9 protein-coding genes are annotated in these 13,032 nt (G+C 71.2%); 8 read left to right on the forward strand and 1 reads right to left on the reverse strand.

All coding sequences use genetic code 11. The features are described from left to right. Positions 1–17 precede the first annotated feature (17 nt). The 7 genes from NGK70_RS02775 to treZ are packed head-to-tail and all read left to right on the forward strand — an operon-like array spanning position 18 to position 10,177. The gene (locus NGK70_RS02775; RefSeq protein WP_251971858.1) at positions 18–1,817 is read left to right on the forward strand and encodes an alpha-amylase family glycosyl hydrolase; all 1,800 of its coding nucleotides are present in this window, start codon (positions 18–20) and stop codon (positions 1,815–1,817) included. 36 nt (positions 1,818–1,853) lie between these two features. After that, complete coding sequence (locus NGK70_RS02780; protein ID WP_251971859.1) at positions 1,854–2,993, forward strand: ABC transporter ATP-binding protein; 1,140 nt, start codon at positions 1,854–1,856, stop codon at positions 2,991–2,993. Between the two features lie 50 nt (positions 2,994–3,043). Further along, positions 3,044–4,573: a 4-alpha-glucanotransferase gene (malQ, locus tag NGK70_RS02785; RefSeq protein WP_251971860.1), complete on the forward strand. Its 1,530-nt coding sequence runs from the start codon at positions 3,044–3,046 to the stop codon at positions 4,571–4,573. A 17-nt stretch (positions 4,574–4,590) separates the two neighbouring features. Continuing rightward, positions 4,591–5,889 carry an alpha-amylase family glycosyl hydrolase gene (locus NGK70_RS02790; protein WP_251971861.1) on the forward strand — a complete coding sequence of 433 codons (1,299 nt, stop codon included), beginning with the start codon at positions 4,591–4,593 and terminating at the stop codon, positions 5,887–5,889. Further along, positions 5,880–7,307, forward strand: a complete 1,428-nt coding sequence (locus tag NGK70_RS02795) for a glycoside hydrolase family 32 protein (RefSeq protein ID WP_251971862.1) — start codon at positions 5,880–5,882, stop codon at positions 7,305–7,307. The genes NGK70_RS02790 and NGK70_RS02795 overlap by 10 nt, the downstream gene beginning before the upstream one ends. Further along, positions 7,291–8,370: a LacI family DNA-binding transcriptional regulator gene (locus NGK70_RS02800; protein ID WP_251971863.1), complete on the forward strand. Its 1,080-nt coding sequence runs from the start codon at positions 7,291–7,293 to the stop codon at positions 8,368–8,370. The genes NGK70_RS02795 and NGK70_RS02800 overlap by 17 nt, the downstream gene beginning before the upstream one ends. Positions 8,371–8,398: 28 nt before the next feature. Further along, positions 8,399–10,177 carry a malto-oligosyltrehalose trehalohydrolase gene (gene treZ, locus NGK70_RS02805; RefSeq protein ID WP_251971864.1) on the forward strand — a complete coding sequence of 593 codons (1,779 nt, stop codon included), beginning with the start codon at positions 8,399–8,401 and terminating at the stop codon, positions 10,175–10,177. Between the two features lie 63 nt (positions 10,178–10,240). On the opposite strand, the gene NGK70_RS02810 is transcribed toward treZ, so the two are convergent. After that, positions 10,241–11,329 carry a TonB family protein gene (locus tag NGK70_RS02810; RefSeq protein ID WP_251971865.1) on the reverse strand — a complete coding sequence of 363 codons (1,089 nt, stop codon included), beginning with the start codon at positions 11,327–11,329 and terminating at the stop codon, positions 10,241–10,243. Positions 11,330–11,774: 445 nt separating this feature from the next. Here NGK70_RS02810 and csm6 point away from each other — a divergent pair, with 445 nt between their 5' ends. Then, positions 11,775–12,983 (forward strand): CRISPR-associated ring nuclease Csm6, encoded by a 1,209-nt coding sequence (gene csm6, locus NGK70_RS02815; RefSeq protein ID WP_251971866.1) that lies wholly within the window; start codon positions 11,775–11,777, stop codon positions 12,981–12,983. Positions 12,984–13,032 lie beyond the last annotated feature (49 nt).

The raw sequence follows: 13,032 nt of genomic DNA on the forward strand, positions 1-13,032 counted from the left end.
CGGACTGCGAGCTTGCCGTGTTGAACGCCCCGATTCCCCTCTCCTCCCAGGCGGCCGCCGTGCTGCCCCTGCGTCGTGCCCGCTGGGCACTCGCCCTGGCGGCGGCGGCCTTGCTGGGGTGTGCTGCGGCACCCCAGGCGCAGCGATCGGGCTCGCCGGCTGCAGTGGCCGCGCCGGCTGCGGTCAGCGCCCCGGCGCCGGCGCCCCGCCCCCCGGCCAGCGTGCCCGGCAGCTTTGCCGACAACCCCATCGTCTACTTCGTCGTCACCGACCGCTTCGCCAACGGCAACCCGGCCAACGACGGCGCCTACGGCCGCCAGCGCGAGAAGGATCCGGCCGCCGACGTGGGCACCTTCCACGGCGGTGACCTCAAGGGCCTGACCGGCAAGATCCGGGAAGGCTGGTTCAAGCCCCTGGGCGTCAACGCGATCTGGATCACCGCGCCCTACGAGCAGATCCACGGCTGGGTGGTGGGCGGCAACAAGGAGTTCAGGCACTACGCCTACCACGGCTACTACGCGCTGGACTTCACCGTGCTCGACCAGGCCATGGGCACGCCCGAGGAGCTGCGCGAGCTGGTGGACACGGCGCACGCCAATGGCATCCGCATCCTCTTCGACGTGGTGATGAACCACCCGGGCTACCTGGACATCCAGACGGCGGTGGACCTCAACATCCCGGTGCTCTGGCCACGCGCGCTGGAGCGCGCGACGCTGCAGAACTACCACCGCCAGATCGACTACAACAACTTCGAGTTCAAGCAGTGGTGGGGTCGCCCCTGGGTGCGCGCCGGCCTGCCCGGTTACCTGGAAGGTGGGCGCGACGATCTCACCTCGCAGCTGGCCTACCTGCCCGACTTCCGCACCGACAGCCCCGAGCCCGTCACGCTGCCGCCCTTCCTGAAGAACAAGCCCGGCACGCGCGCAGTGGACCTGCCGAACACGACGGTGCGCGGCTACTTGGTCAAGTGGCTGACCGACTGGGTGCGCGAGTACGGCGTGGACGGATTTCGCGTCGACACCGTCAAGCACGTCGAGCCCGAGGCCTGGACCGAGCTCAAGCGCGAGGCCACGGCGGCGCTGGCCGAGTGGAAGACGAAGAACCCCGCCAAGAAGATCGACGATGCCCCCTTCTGGATGACTGGCGAGTACTGGGGCCACGGCCCCGAGCGCGGCCGGCTGCATGCGGCGGGCTTCGACAACATGATCAACTTCGACTTCCAGGAGCGTGCCAGCCAACTGGTCAAGGACGGCGCCAGCCCGGACGCGCTGTTCCAGCAGTACGCGACGCTGCAGGCCGGCCAGCCGGCGCAGATGCTCAACTACATCTCCTCGCATGACACGAAGCTTTTTGCGCGTGACCGCCTGATCGAGGCCGGCAGCGCTCTGCTGCTCGCGCCCGGCGGCGTGCAGATCTACTACGGCGACGAGACCGCCCGCCCCGACGGCCCGGTGCCCGGCAGCGACCCGCAGCAATCCACCCGCTCGGACATGAACTGGGCCAGCGCCGACGCCACCGTGCTGGCGCACTGGCGCCGGCTGGGCGGCTTCCGCGCCCGCCACGTGGCGCTGGCGCGTGGCGAGCACCAGAAGCTGGCGGACGCCCCCTATGCCTTTGCCCGCCTCGACCGCGCCAGCGGCGACCGCGTCGTCGTGGCGTTGGGCGTGGCTGCCGGTGCGCGCGTGCCGGTGGGCCAGGCCTTCGCCGATGGCGACACCCTGCGCGACGCCTATAGCGGCCGCAGCCTGACGGTGAGCGCCGGCCATGTCACCGTCGACGCCGCTGCTCCCGCCGTGCTGCTCGAAGCCGCACCCTGATCCCATGATCCCAACCCCGCCTTTCAAGAGCCCGCCATGTCACTCATCGACTTCAAGCAGGTCTGCAAGCGCTACGCCCCCGGTCTGCCGCTGACCATCAAGAATGCCGATCTGACGGTCGAGAAGGGCGAGTTCTGCGTCTTCGTCGGACCCTCGGGCTGCGGCAAGTCCACCCTGCTGCGCATGGTGGCTGGCCTGGAGGACATCACGTCGGGCGAGCTGCTGTTCGACGGTGAGCGCATGAACGACGTGCCGCCCGCGCAGCGCGGCGTGGCGATGGTGTTCCAGAGCTACGCGCTGTATCCACACATGACGGTGGCCAAGAACATGGCCTTCGGCCTGAAGGTGGCCAACGTGGCGGCCGACGAGATCGAGCGCAAGGTCAGGCAGGCCGCCGACATCCTGCAGCTCACCCCCCTGCTGGACCGCCTGCCCAAGGCGCTCTCGGGCGGCCAGCGCCAGCGCGTGGCGATCGGCCGGGCGATCGTCAAGGAGCCCAAGGTCTTCCTGTTCGACGAGCCGCTGTCCAACCTGGACGCCGCGCTGCGCGCGCAGACCCGCCTGGAGATCGCCAAGCTGCACCACGACGTCGGCTCGGCCAGCATGATCTACGTGACGCACGACCAGGTCGAGGCGATGACGCTGGCCAGCAAGATCGTGCTGCTGCACACCGGCAAGCTCATCGAGGAGCGCGGCAGCATCGCCCAGATCGGCACGCCGATGGCGCTGTACCACCGCCCAGCCAGCCTGTTCGTGGCCGAGTTCATCGGCTCGCCGAAGATGAACATCCTGCCCGGCAAGCTGCTGCAGGGCGACGCCAACCACGCCGAGGTCGAGGTGGCCGGCCAACGCATCACCGCGGCGGTGGATGCGTCGGCCATCGCAGCGGGTGCCACCGGGGTGCACCTGGGCATCCGCCCGGAGCACATCCACATCGGCGAAGGGGAGGGGGCACCCTTCCCGGTCACGGTGCTGCACGTCGAGCGCCTGGGCGATGTCTCGCTGCTGTACGTGCAGGCGTCGGTGGGTGCGCCGGTCGGGCTGACGGTGCGGGTCGAAGGCAGCGTGCGCCCCGAGCCGGGCACGGCCATCACGCTGCGCCTGCGGCCCGCGCACCTGCATCTGTTCGATGCGGCCGGCGTGGCCTGCCACCGCACCGTCGAGCTGCCTACCTGAGGCTGGTGACCTGCGGCACCAGGCCCAGGCGCGTTCCCCACGGAGATCCCATGCGTTTCCCGCGCAGCAGCGGCGTGCTGCTCCACCCCACCTCACTGCCCGGCCCGCACGGCTCGGGGGACCTGGGCGCCTCGGCGTACCACTTCGTCGACTGGCTGGCTGCCGGTGGGCAGGCGCTGTGGCAGATGCTGCCGCTGGGCGGCATTGGCGCGGGCAACTCGCCCTACATGAGCAGCTCGGCCTTTGCCGGCAACGTGCTGCTGGTGGACCTGGACGAGCTGCAGCGCCGCGGCTGGCTGCTGCCGGGCGAGGTGACGGCGCTGGAGGGCGGCGATGCGCACCGGGTCGATTTCGCCACCGTCATCCCCTGGCGGATGGCGCACCTGGCGCGTGCCGCGCAGCGCTTCGCCGGGGCGGGGTCGGCGGCCGACCGCGCCGAGTACGACGCCTTCTGCGCCGCCCATGCCGACTGGCTGGACGACTACGCGCTGTACATGGCACTGGCCGAGGCCCACCCGGGGCGTGACTGGTGCGACTGGCCGGCGCCGCTGGCCTTCCGCGAGGCCGCGGCGCTCGACGCCGCCCGCCGCGTGCATGCCGTGCGCATCGCCTTCTGGCGCTTCGGCCAGTGGTGCTTCTTCCGCCAGTGGGCGGCGCTGCGCGCCTACGCCAACGAGCGCGGGGTGCGCATCGTCGGCGACATGCCGATCTTCATCGCCCACCAGAGTGCCGAGGTCTGGGCGCGGCCCGACCTGTTCGAGCTGGATGCCGCCGGCCGCCCCACCGTGGTGGCCGGTGTGCCGCCCGACCTCTTCGCCGAGACCGGCCAGCGCTGGGGCAACCCGCTGTACCGCTGGAGCGCCCATGCGGGCGAAGGCTACCGCTGGTGGATCGAGCGCGTGCGGCGCACCTTCGAGCTGGTGGACATCGTGCGCATCGACCACTTCCGCGGCTTCGCCGGCTACTGGGAGATCCCGGCCAGCGAGCCCACCGCGATGCACGGCCGCTGGGTGCCCGGGCCGGCGTCGGCGCTGTTCCGCGCCATCACCGACGCGCTGGGTGAGCTGCCTGTCATCGCCGAGGACCTGGGCGTGATCACGCCGGACGTGGAGGCGCTGCGCGTGGAGTTCGGCTACCCGGGCATGCGCATCCTGCAGTTCGCCTGGGGCGAGAGTGGCGGTGCGGAAGCCCGCTTCCTGCCGCACCACCATGTGCCCGACTGCGTGGTCTACACCGGCAGCCACGACAACGACACCACGCTGGGCTGGTGGGCCGGCGCGCCCGAGGCCACGCGCCACCACCTGCGCGAGTACCTGGCCACCGACGGCCGCACGCCGCACTGGGACCTGATGCGCGCCGCCTGCGCCAGCGTGGCCGACCTGGCAGTCCACCCCATGCAGGACGTGCTGGGCCTGGGCACCGAGCACCGCATGAACTTCCCCGGCACGCCCACCGGCAACTGGAGCTGGCGCTTCACCTGGGACCAGGTGCCGGGCGAGGCCGCTGCCCGCCTGCGCCGCATGGCCCAGCTCTACGAGCGCCTGCCGGCTGCCGAAGACGGTGCCCCGGCCGCCGCCTGAACCGACCGAAGCGCCCGATGTCCGCCGCTGACGCTGCCGCCCCCTCGTCAGACTCACTCGTGGACTGCGTGGTTCACCCGCCGTGGTCGCGCCGCGCGTCGATCTACGAAGTCAACGTCCGCCAGTTCACACCCGAAGGCAGCTTCGCCGCGCTGCAGGCTCACCTTCCGCGCCTGCGCGAACTGGGCGTGAACATCCTCTGGCTGATGCCCATCCAGCCGATCGGCCTGAAGAACCGCAAGGGCCGTCTGGGCAGCCCGTATGCGGTGCGCGACTACACCGCGGTCAACCCCGAGTTCGGCACGCTGGAGGACTTCCGGGCGCTGGTGCGCGCCATCCACGCCGCGGGCATGAAGGTCATCATCGATTGGGTCGCCAACCACACCGCCTGGGACCACCCCTGGGTGAGCGAGCACCCCGAGTGGACCCTGAAGAACGCGGCCGGCGAGATCGATTCCTACGCCTACGACAACGGCCGCGAGATCGAGCACTGGACCGACGTGGTCGGCCTCGACTGGCGCCAGGGCGCGCTCTGGAACGCGATGATCGATGCGCTCAAGTTCTGGGTGCGCGAGACCGGCATCGACGGTTACCGCTGCGACGTCGCCGGCCTGTTGCCCACCGCGTTCTGGGAGCGGGCCCGTGCCGAGCTGGACGGCATCCGCCCCGTCTTCATGCTGGCCGAGTGGTCGGACCCCGCGCTGCACCGTGCCGCCTTCGACATGGGCTACGACTGGGGGCTGCACGATGTGCTGCGGGCCGTCGCCCGGGGCGAGGCCGGCGCGGCGGCCGTGCGTGCGCACTTCGAGCGGCGTGCGCAGGCCTTCCCGCCCGATGCGTATCACATGACCTTCACCTCCAACCACGACAAGAACGCGTGGGAGGGCCATGACGAGGAGGTCTACGGCGCGGCGTTTGGCGTCTGCGCCGTGCTGGCGGCCACGCTGCCGGGCATGCCGCTGATCTACGGCGGGCAGGAGGCGGTGCTGGACCGGCGCCTGGCCTTCTTCGAGAAGGATCCGATCGACTGGAAGACCTTCGGCCGCGCTGATTTCTACCGTCGCCTGCTGCAGATCAAGCACGCCAACCGGGCGCTGGACCACGGCACGGCCGGCGGCCCGCTGGCGTGGCTGGACACGGGCAGCGACGCGGTGCTCGCCTGGCGCCGGGTGCGCGGCGAGCATGCGCTGGCGGTGTGGGCCAACCTGACGGCGCAGCCGCAGGCCCTCCCGGCCGGCGCGCCTGTGGCCACCCTGGCGCCTTGGGGCTGGTACCTGGAGAGCCGCTGCGGCACGGAGGTGACGACGTGGAGCTGAATGCGCTGCCGCCTGCCCGTGTGGTGGATCCGGAGGACCGGCACCGCCCGCGCTACCACTTCACCGCGCCCCGTGGCTGGCTGAACGACCCCAACGGCGTGATCCACGACGGTGCGCGCTGGCACCTCTACTACCAGCACAACCCGGCCGCGCCGCGCTGGGGCGACATCCACTGGGGCCATGCCACCAGCCGCGACCTCGTCCATTGGCAGGACGAGCCGGTGGCGCTTGCCCCCACACCCGACAGCCCGGACCAGGACGGCTGCTTCTCCGGCTGCACCGCCGTGGTGGAGGGCGTGCCCACGCTCTACTACACCGGCTACACGCCCGAGCGGCAGGTGCAATGCGCCGCCACCAGCACCGACTGGCAGCACTGGCACAAGCACCCCGAGCGCACCCTCACCACACCGCCGCGCGGCGTGGGTGCCACCGACTTCCGCGACCCCTACGTGTTCCGCCACGACGGCACCTGGTACATGGTGGTGGGCGGGTCGATCCGCAGCGAGCGCGGACTGGTGCTGCTGTACAGCAGCGACGATGGCATCGCCTGGCGTTACCTGCACCCCCTGCACACCGCGGCCGACCTCACCCAGGGCGTGCTCTGGGAGTGCCCCAACTTCTTCCCGCTGCACGGCAAGTGGGTGCTGACGGTGTCGGTGTGGCCCAACCTGGCGGCGCGCTGGTTTGTCGGCCGCTTCGAAGACGAGCGCTTTGTGCCCGAGGCCGAGGGCCTGCTGGACGTGGATGGCGGCGCCTTTGCCCACCTGGCCGCGCCGGCGCCGGACGGCCGCATGCTGCAGTGGGCCTGGCTGTGCGAGCAGCGCGCCCAGGAGCGCATCGACCCGCACGGCTGGGCGGGCGCGTTGACGGTGCCGCGCGAACTGCTGATCGACGTGCAGGGCCGCCTCGGGCAGCGCCCCGTGGCCGAACTGGCAGCGCTGCGCGGTGCGCCGGTGCCGGTCACCGAGACGGGCGCCATGCGCGGTGAACGCCTGCGCTTCGCCGGCCGCTGCCTGGACGTCGAGGCCACCTTCACGCTGCGCGACCGCCTCAAGGTCGGCCTGACGCTGTTGGCCACTCCGGGTGGCAGCGCAGCCGAGCGGGAGGCCACCCGCGTCTTCTTCTGGCCCGATGCGCGCCGGCTGGTGATCGAGCGTGCCGGCAGCTCCACCGACCCTACCATGCGCCGCCAGGATCTCTGGGCGCACCTGGAGGTGCCTGACGGCACGCCGCTGCACCTGCGCGTGCTGCTGGACCACAGCGTGCTGGAGGTCTACGCGAACGACCAGGTCTGCCTGTCCACCCGCATCTATCCGGCCAGCGCGGCGAGCGTGGCGGCATCGGCCTGGGTGGATGGCCAAGCCGATGTGGCGCTGCGGGCCTGGACCATGGGCGACTGCCATGCGGGCACCGCCTGAAACGCCCGTGGCGGAGGCAGCGTCGCCCGGCGGCGGCGCACGGCGACTGACGCTGCTCGACGTTGCGCAGGCGCTGGGCGTGAGCCGCACCACGGTGTCCAACGCCTTCAACCGGCCGGACCGCATCTCGGCGGCGCTGCGTGAACGCATCATCAGCGAGTCGCGTGCGCTGGGCTACTTCGGCCCGGACCCGGCCGCCCGCGCGATGCGCCGCGGCGGCGTGCACGAGGTGGCAGTGATCTTCCACCACGACCTCGTCTTCGCGCTCAACGACCCGCCCAGCATCGAGTTCCTGCGTGGCGTGGCCAAGGTGCTGGATGCGCGCGGCGTCAGCCTGCAATTGGTGCCCTACATGGGCCGGCGGGTGGACCTGGCGGCGGCCTTCCAGACCACCGCCGATGCGCTGATCGTGCACGCCGAGGTGGACCCCGGCATCGCCCCGGAAGTCCAGGCGATGCGCAAGCCCATCGTGCTGGTCGATGCCTATGTCAGCGGCGTCACCTCGGTGGGCAACCGTGACCGCGAGGGCGCCGCGGCGGCGATGGCGCACGCGCTGGCGGCGCGGCCGGACCGGGTGCTGCTGCTGTCCTTCCCGGTCGACCCGCAGGCCTGGGCGCGGGTGCAGGCCGACCCCGCCTCGGCCGCCGCTCTGCCCCGCCTGCCCTACGTGCCCAGCGAGCGCATGGCCGGCTACGTGGCCGCGGCGCACCGAGCCGGTTTTGCGCTGGACCGGCTGATCTGGATCGAGCTGGATGACAGCCACCCCGAGGCCGCCGCCGAGCGCGTCGCCGAGATCCGCGGCCAGTTGCCCGCGGGATGCCGCCTCGCCGTGGTGGCGATGAGCGACCGCATGGCCCTGTCCGCCCGGCCGGTGGTCGAGTCCTGGCCCGAGGTGCAGGTGGTGGCGCAGGTGGGCTTCGACGACATCGAGGCGGCCGCGCTGGCCGGCCTGACCACCGTGCGCCAGGACGCCCGCCTGAAGGGCGAGCGCGCCGCCGAGGCGCTGCTTGATGGGACGCTGCCGGAGCTCCTGCCGGTGGAGCTCGTCCTGCGTCGCACCTGATCCCTTCCGCCAACCAGGACCTCCCCGCATGATCCCCGTGGGACACCACATCAATGCCGACGGCCGCTCGGCCTTCCGTGTCTTCGCACCCGAGAAGCGCCAGCTGAACGTCGTTGTGCTCGACGCTGCCGGGCACGACGCCGCGGTGCTCCCGCTGGCGCCCGACGAACTCGGCTGGTGGCAGGGCGACACGGCGCGCCTGAGCGCCGGCACCCGCTACTGGCTGGAGCTGGACGGCCGGCGCCTGCCCGACCCGGCCTCGCGTCGCCAGCCTGAAGGCGTGCACGGGCCCTCGGAGGTGGTCGAGGTCGCGCCGGTGGCCACACCCGGCTGGCGCGGCGTGAGGATCGAGGATGCGGTGATCTACGAACTGCACGTCGGCACCTTCACGCCCGAGGGCACGCTGCGCGCGGCAATCGGCCGGCTCGACCACCTGCAGCAGCTGGGCATCACGGTGATCGAGTTGCTGCCGCTGGCGGCCTTTCCGGGTGAGCGCAACTGGGGCTACGACGGCGTGGCCCTGTTCGCCCTGCATGCGCCCTACGGCGACTACACCGACCTGCGTGCCTTCATCGAGGCGGCGCAGGCGCGCGGCATGGCGGTGATCCTCGACGTGGTCTACAACCACTTCGGCCCGGAGGGCAACTACGGTGGGGCCTTTGCCCCCACCACCCAGGCGGCGGCCACACCCTGGGGCGCTGCGGTCAACTTCGACGGCCCCTGGAACCACGGGGTGCGCGAGTTCTTCCTCGCCAATACGCGCTGGTGGCTGGAGGTGGTGGGCTTCGACGGTTTCCGCATGGACGCTGTCTCGCTGATCTTCGACCTCAGCCCCGAGCACATCCTGCGCGAGATCACCGACCTGGCGCGGCGCATCGGCGCTGCGGCCGGGCGCGAGCTGCTGGTGATTGCCGAGCACCTGCGCAACAACCGCCACGTCACCTCGCAGGCCGGTGGCGGGTTCGGCTACCACGCGCAGTGGAACGACGACCTTGCCCACGCCATCCACGCGCACCTGACCGGCGAGCGGGAGTGGCGCCACTATGCCAACTTCGGCCCCCTTGACGACGTGGCGAAGGCCCTGCGCGATGGCTTCGTGCTCGACGGCAAGCGCCTGGACCGCTACGCGCGCTACCTGCTCGGCAGCGACGGCCGCCTGACCACTGCCACCGAGCATGTGGTGCACCTCCAGAACCACGACCAGGTCGGCAACCGCCCACATGGCGACCGCCTGATCGCCACTTACGGGCGCGCGCGTGCCCTGCTGGGCATCACCGCGGTGCTGGCCAGCCCCTTTGTGCCCATGCTCTTCATGGGCGAGGAGTACGGCGAGACGGCGCCCTTCCTCTTCTTCGAGGACTTTGGCGACGCCAGCCTGGTGGCGGCGGTCAAGGCCGGCCGCGCCGCCGACTTCCATTTCGACGAGGGGCACGAGCCGCCCGATCCGCATGCCCGCCGCACCTTCGAGGCCTCCAAGCTCCACTGGGCGCGCGCCGAATCGCCCGAGGGGCGCTCCATCCTCGCCTGGTACCGGGCGCTGATCGACCTCAAGCGCCACGGCGAACTCGGCCCGCGCGACAGGTCGGCGCTGCGCATCGACGCGCTGCCCGACGCCGCCGGCGCCAGCGGCGTGATCCGTGTGGAGACGGCGCACACGCTCACGCTGCTGAACTTCAGCGCCCAGGCGCAGGCGGTGCCGTTGGGCGCCGAGTGGTGCTTCCAGCTCGGCTCGCTGGACGAGGCGCCGCCCGCCGATCCCGGGGCCCTGCCTGGCTGGGGGGCGCGGATCTTCCGGCGCGCCCCCTGAACACCCACCCGAGGTGTCCCGGTTCGATGGGCGCCGATCCTGCCGCGTCACCTGAGGGCTGCGTCAGAGTGGCGCCTCCGCCTTCAGCTGCACCCGCCCCCGCGCCACCACCGGCTGGCCACCGCGGCGGGGTGGCTCGAAGCGCCACTGGTTCACCGCTGTCAGCGCTGCCCAGCCAAAGTCCTCGTGGCTGGCCGAGGCCAGCTCGGGCAGCAGCACGCGCCCCTGGGCATCGACGTAGAAGTCCACCGTCGCGCTGCCCGCCACGCGCGCCTGGCGCAGCGACGGTGGAACGCCCGGCTGCACCTGCAGCAGTGGGCGAAGCGGCGCGTCCAGATCGCCCGCGCCGACAACGCCAGCGACTGCGGTGGCTGCGGCACCGCCCAGCGCCAGGCGCTCCAGCAGCTGGGTGGCCGATGCGGGCACGCCACTGTCCGCCGGCCGCGCCGCGGAGAAGCGCTGCTCGTACTCCAGTGTGCGCTGCGGGCTCGCCACCGTCCCGGATGGGTCGAAGCGCCAGGCCTGCATCATCGCCACGGCGGCCCGGCCGAAATCCGGGTGGCTGGCCGCCAACAGTTCCACCTCGCTGACCTCGCCCTGCGTGCCGATGCGCGCGCGTACCCGCGCCGACCCCGTCACCCCGCTGCGCAGCAGCCCCGCCGGGTAGACCGGCCACACCGCCTGCTGCAGCGCGGGCGCCAACTCGGCCCGGGCCGAGCCGTTGCGCGCCGGCCCCCTGAGATTGAGCACCGTGCCCACGCCGGTGTGCTGCAGCTTGAACTGGTAGTCCCGCTGCACCCGCATCGCCACGGGCACGCCGTCCTTCACCGCCGGCCGATAGGGCGTGGCCAGCAGTGCGTCCAGCGCCGCATCGGTGAAGGCCGGGTGGGCGCCCTGCAGCACCTCCACCTGGCCGATGCGCCCCTGCTCGTCCACCACATAGGCCAGCCTGACCCGCCCGGTCGACCAATCCAGGTCCACGGTGTCCGGGTAGACCAGCGGCACCGTGCGCAGCGCCTGTGGCAGGGTGCTGGCGGGATTGGTGACCTGCGGTTTGCCATGTGGGGTTGCTGCCTGGCCCCGGACCGTGGTGGTGAAGCCAGCAGACAGGCAGAGCAGCACAGCAAGGGCGTGGGCGGTTCGCAACGGCATGGCGGGCGATGGAATGCAATGGTGCCGGGACCCACCGGACAGGGGAGCCAAGTCGTTTCAGTCTAGCGCGCAAGCGTCGATTCGTGATGAATTTCACGCTGCGTGTGACACATCCTTGCGACTGAATGAAGAGATGTTGAGTTTCGAACAGCTTCTTGCAGCGCAAGGTGCTTGTCGCCCGTCATGGTGGCCGGGCTCATCCCTTTGAAGTGTGCGTAACTTCACGGTCGGCCAGGGTGTCGGCAAGCTTCCCAAGCCAGACTTCACCTGCGTGGGGCGGTACGCTGGCGGCCACTGAAATCCATTGAAATCCGTGGAATTGATGCGGCTGCCTATGCAGTGCCGCACCTGGGAGGAAACCGATGCCTGCGATCCAATGCGGCCAGCATCCGCTGCGCCATCAATTGATCGGACCGGCCCGATGATGAGCCGGCGCACGCCACACATGCCGTCCGTCTACGTGCCCACTGCGGGTTCGCCTGTCCGGCGTGTTCTGTTCACCGTCTGCGGCCTGAGCCCTCAGGTCATCACCGAGTCGATCTATGCGCTCGCAGTGGCTGCTCCCATCGATGAGCGCTTTGTGCCGACCGAAGTTCACGTGCTGACGACGAGCGAGGGGGCGCAGCGCGTGCGTCTGGCCCTGTTGTCTGATCATCCTGGTGGCTACGCACGCCTGCTGCGTGACTACAACCTGCCGCCCATCACCTTCGGTGAGGCGCAGATCCACCTTGTCAGCGGAGCCGACGGCCAGCCACTGACGGACATCCGCAGCGAAGACGACAACGCCCGCATGGCCGACGCCGTCACCGAGTTGGTGCGCGGCTTCACGGCCGACGAGAGCTGCGCCCTGCACGTCAGCATTGCCGGCGGGCGCAAGACCATGGGCTTTTACGCCGGCTACGCGCTGTCGCTGTTTGGCCGCGAGCAGGACCGGCTGTCGCATGTGCTGGTCAGCGCGCCCTTCGAGTCGTCCTGGGAGTTCTTCTATCCCACGCCCTACCCGCAGGTCATTGCCACCCAGGGCGGGCGCGAGCTGGTGGATGCTTCCACGGCCGAGGTCCGCCTGGCGCAGATCCCGTTCGTGCGGCTGCGGCCCGTGCTGCCTGCTGCGATGCTCGACGATTCGGCCAGTTTTGCCGCCGCGGTGCAGGCCGCCGAGCGCCACCTCGCTGCGCCGCGCCTGACGCTGGACGTGCCAGCGCGTTGCATCGAAGCCGACGGGCTGCGCATCCACCTGGCGCCCTGGTCCTTCGCGCTGATGGCCGTGCTGGCGCAGCGCGCCCAGCGTGGCGCCGCGGCCCTGACCGCGCCGACCAAGGACGAGCACGACGCCAGCTGGGCCCGGGCCTTCCTGGCTGACCTTCGCGCGGTGGTCGGCCAGGCTGGTGTGCCGGATTCGGTCGAGCAGCAACTGGCCACGAGCTGCAGCGGCGACCGTTTCTCCCAGCACCGCTCGCGCCTGGTGCGCAGCCTCACCGAGGCCCTGGGCCCCGGGCGCGTGCCGCGTTACTTCGACGACGGCGGACGGCACCGGGGCAAGCGCTACCGCATCCCGCTGCCGGCCGAGGCGATCGAGATCCGGCGGGGCGGGGAGGGGGTCGCAAGCTTGCGAAGTGGGGCAACGACGGCCGGCCGCTCGCAAACTCCGGATTGAGATCGCCCATGCACCGTCCAGAAACGAATCCAATGACAGGTGCTCTCGC

Origin of the sequence: Sphaerotilus microaerophilus (genome assembly GCF_023734135.1) — a bacterium.
Classification (GTDB): Bacteria; Pseudomonadota; Gammaproteobacteria; order Burkholderiales; family Burkholderiaceae_C; genus Sphaerotilus; species Sphaerotilus microaerophilus.

Coding starts and splice junctions, on each gene's coding strand:
- treZ (WP_251971864.1), top strand. CDS start 8,399: ATGATCCCCGTGGGACACCACATCAATGCCGACGGCCGCTCGGCCTTC.
- malQ (WP_251971860.1), top strand. CDS start 3,044: ATGCGTTTCCCGCGCAGCAGCGGCGTGCTGCTCCACCCCACCTCACTG.
- NGK70_RS02780 (WP_251971859.1), top strand. CDS start 1,854: ATGTCACTCATCGACTTCAAGCAGGTCTGCAAGCGCTACGCCCCCGGT.
- csm6 (WP_251971866.1), top strand. CDS start 11,775: ATGCCGTCCGTCTACGTGCCCACTGCGGGTTCGCCTGTCCGGCGTGTT.
- NGK70_RS02790 (WP_251971861.1), top strand. CDS start 4,591: ATGTCCGCCGCTGACGCTGCCGCCCCCTCGTCAGACTCACTCGTGGAC.
- NGK70_RS02810 (WP_251971865.1), bottom strand. CDS start 11,329: ATGCCGTTGCGAACCGCCCACGCCCTTGCTGTGCTGCTCTGCCTGTCT.
- NGK70_RS02800 (WP_251971863.1), top strand. CDS start 7,291: ATGCGGGCACCGCCTGAAACGCCCGTGGCGGAGGCAGCGTCGCCCGGC.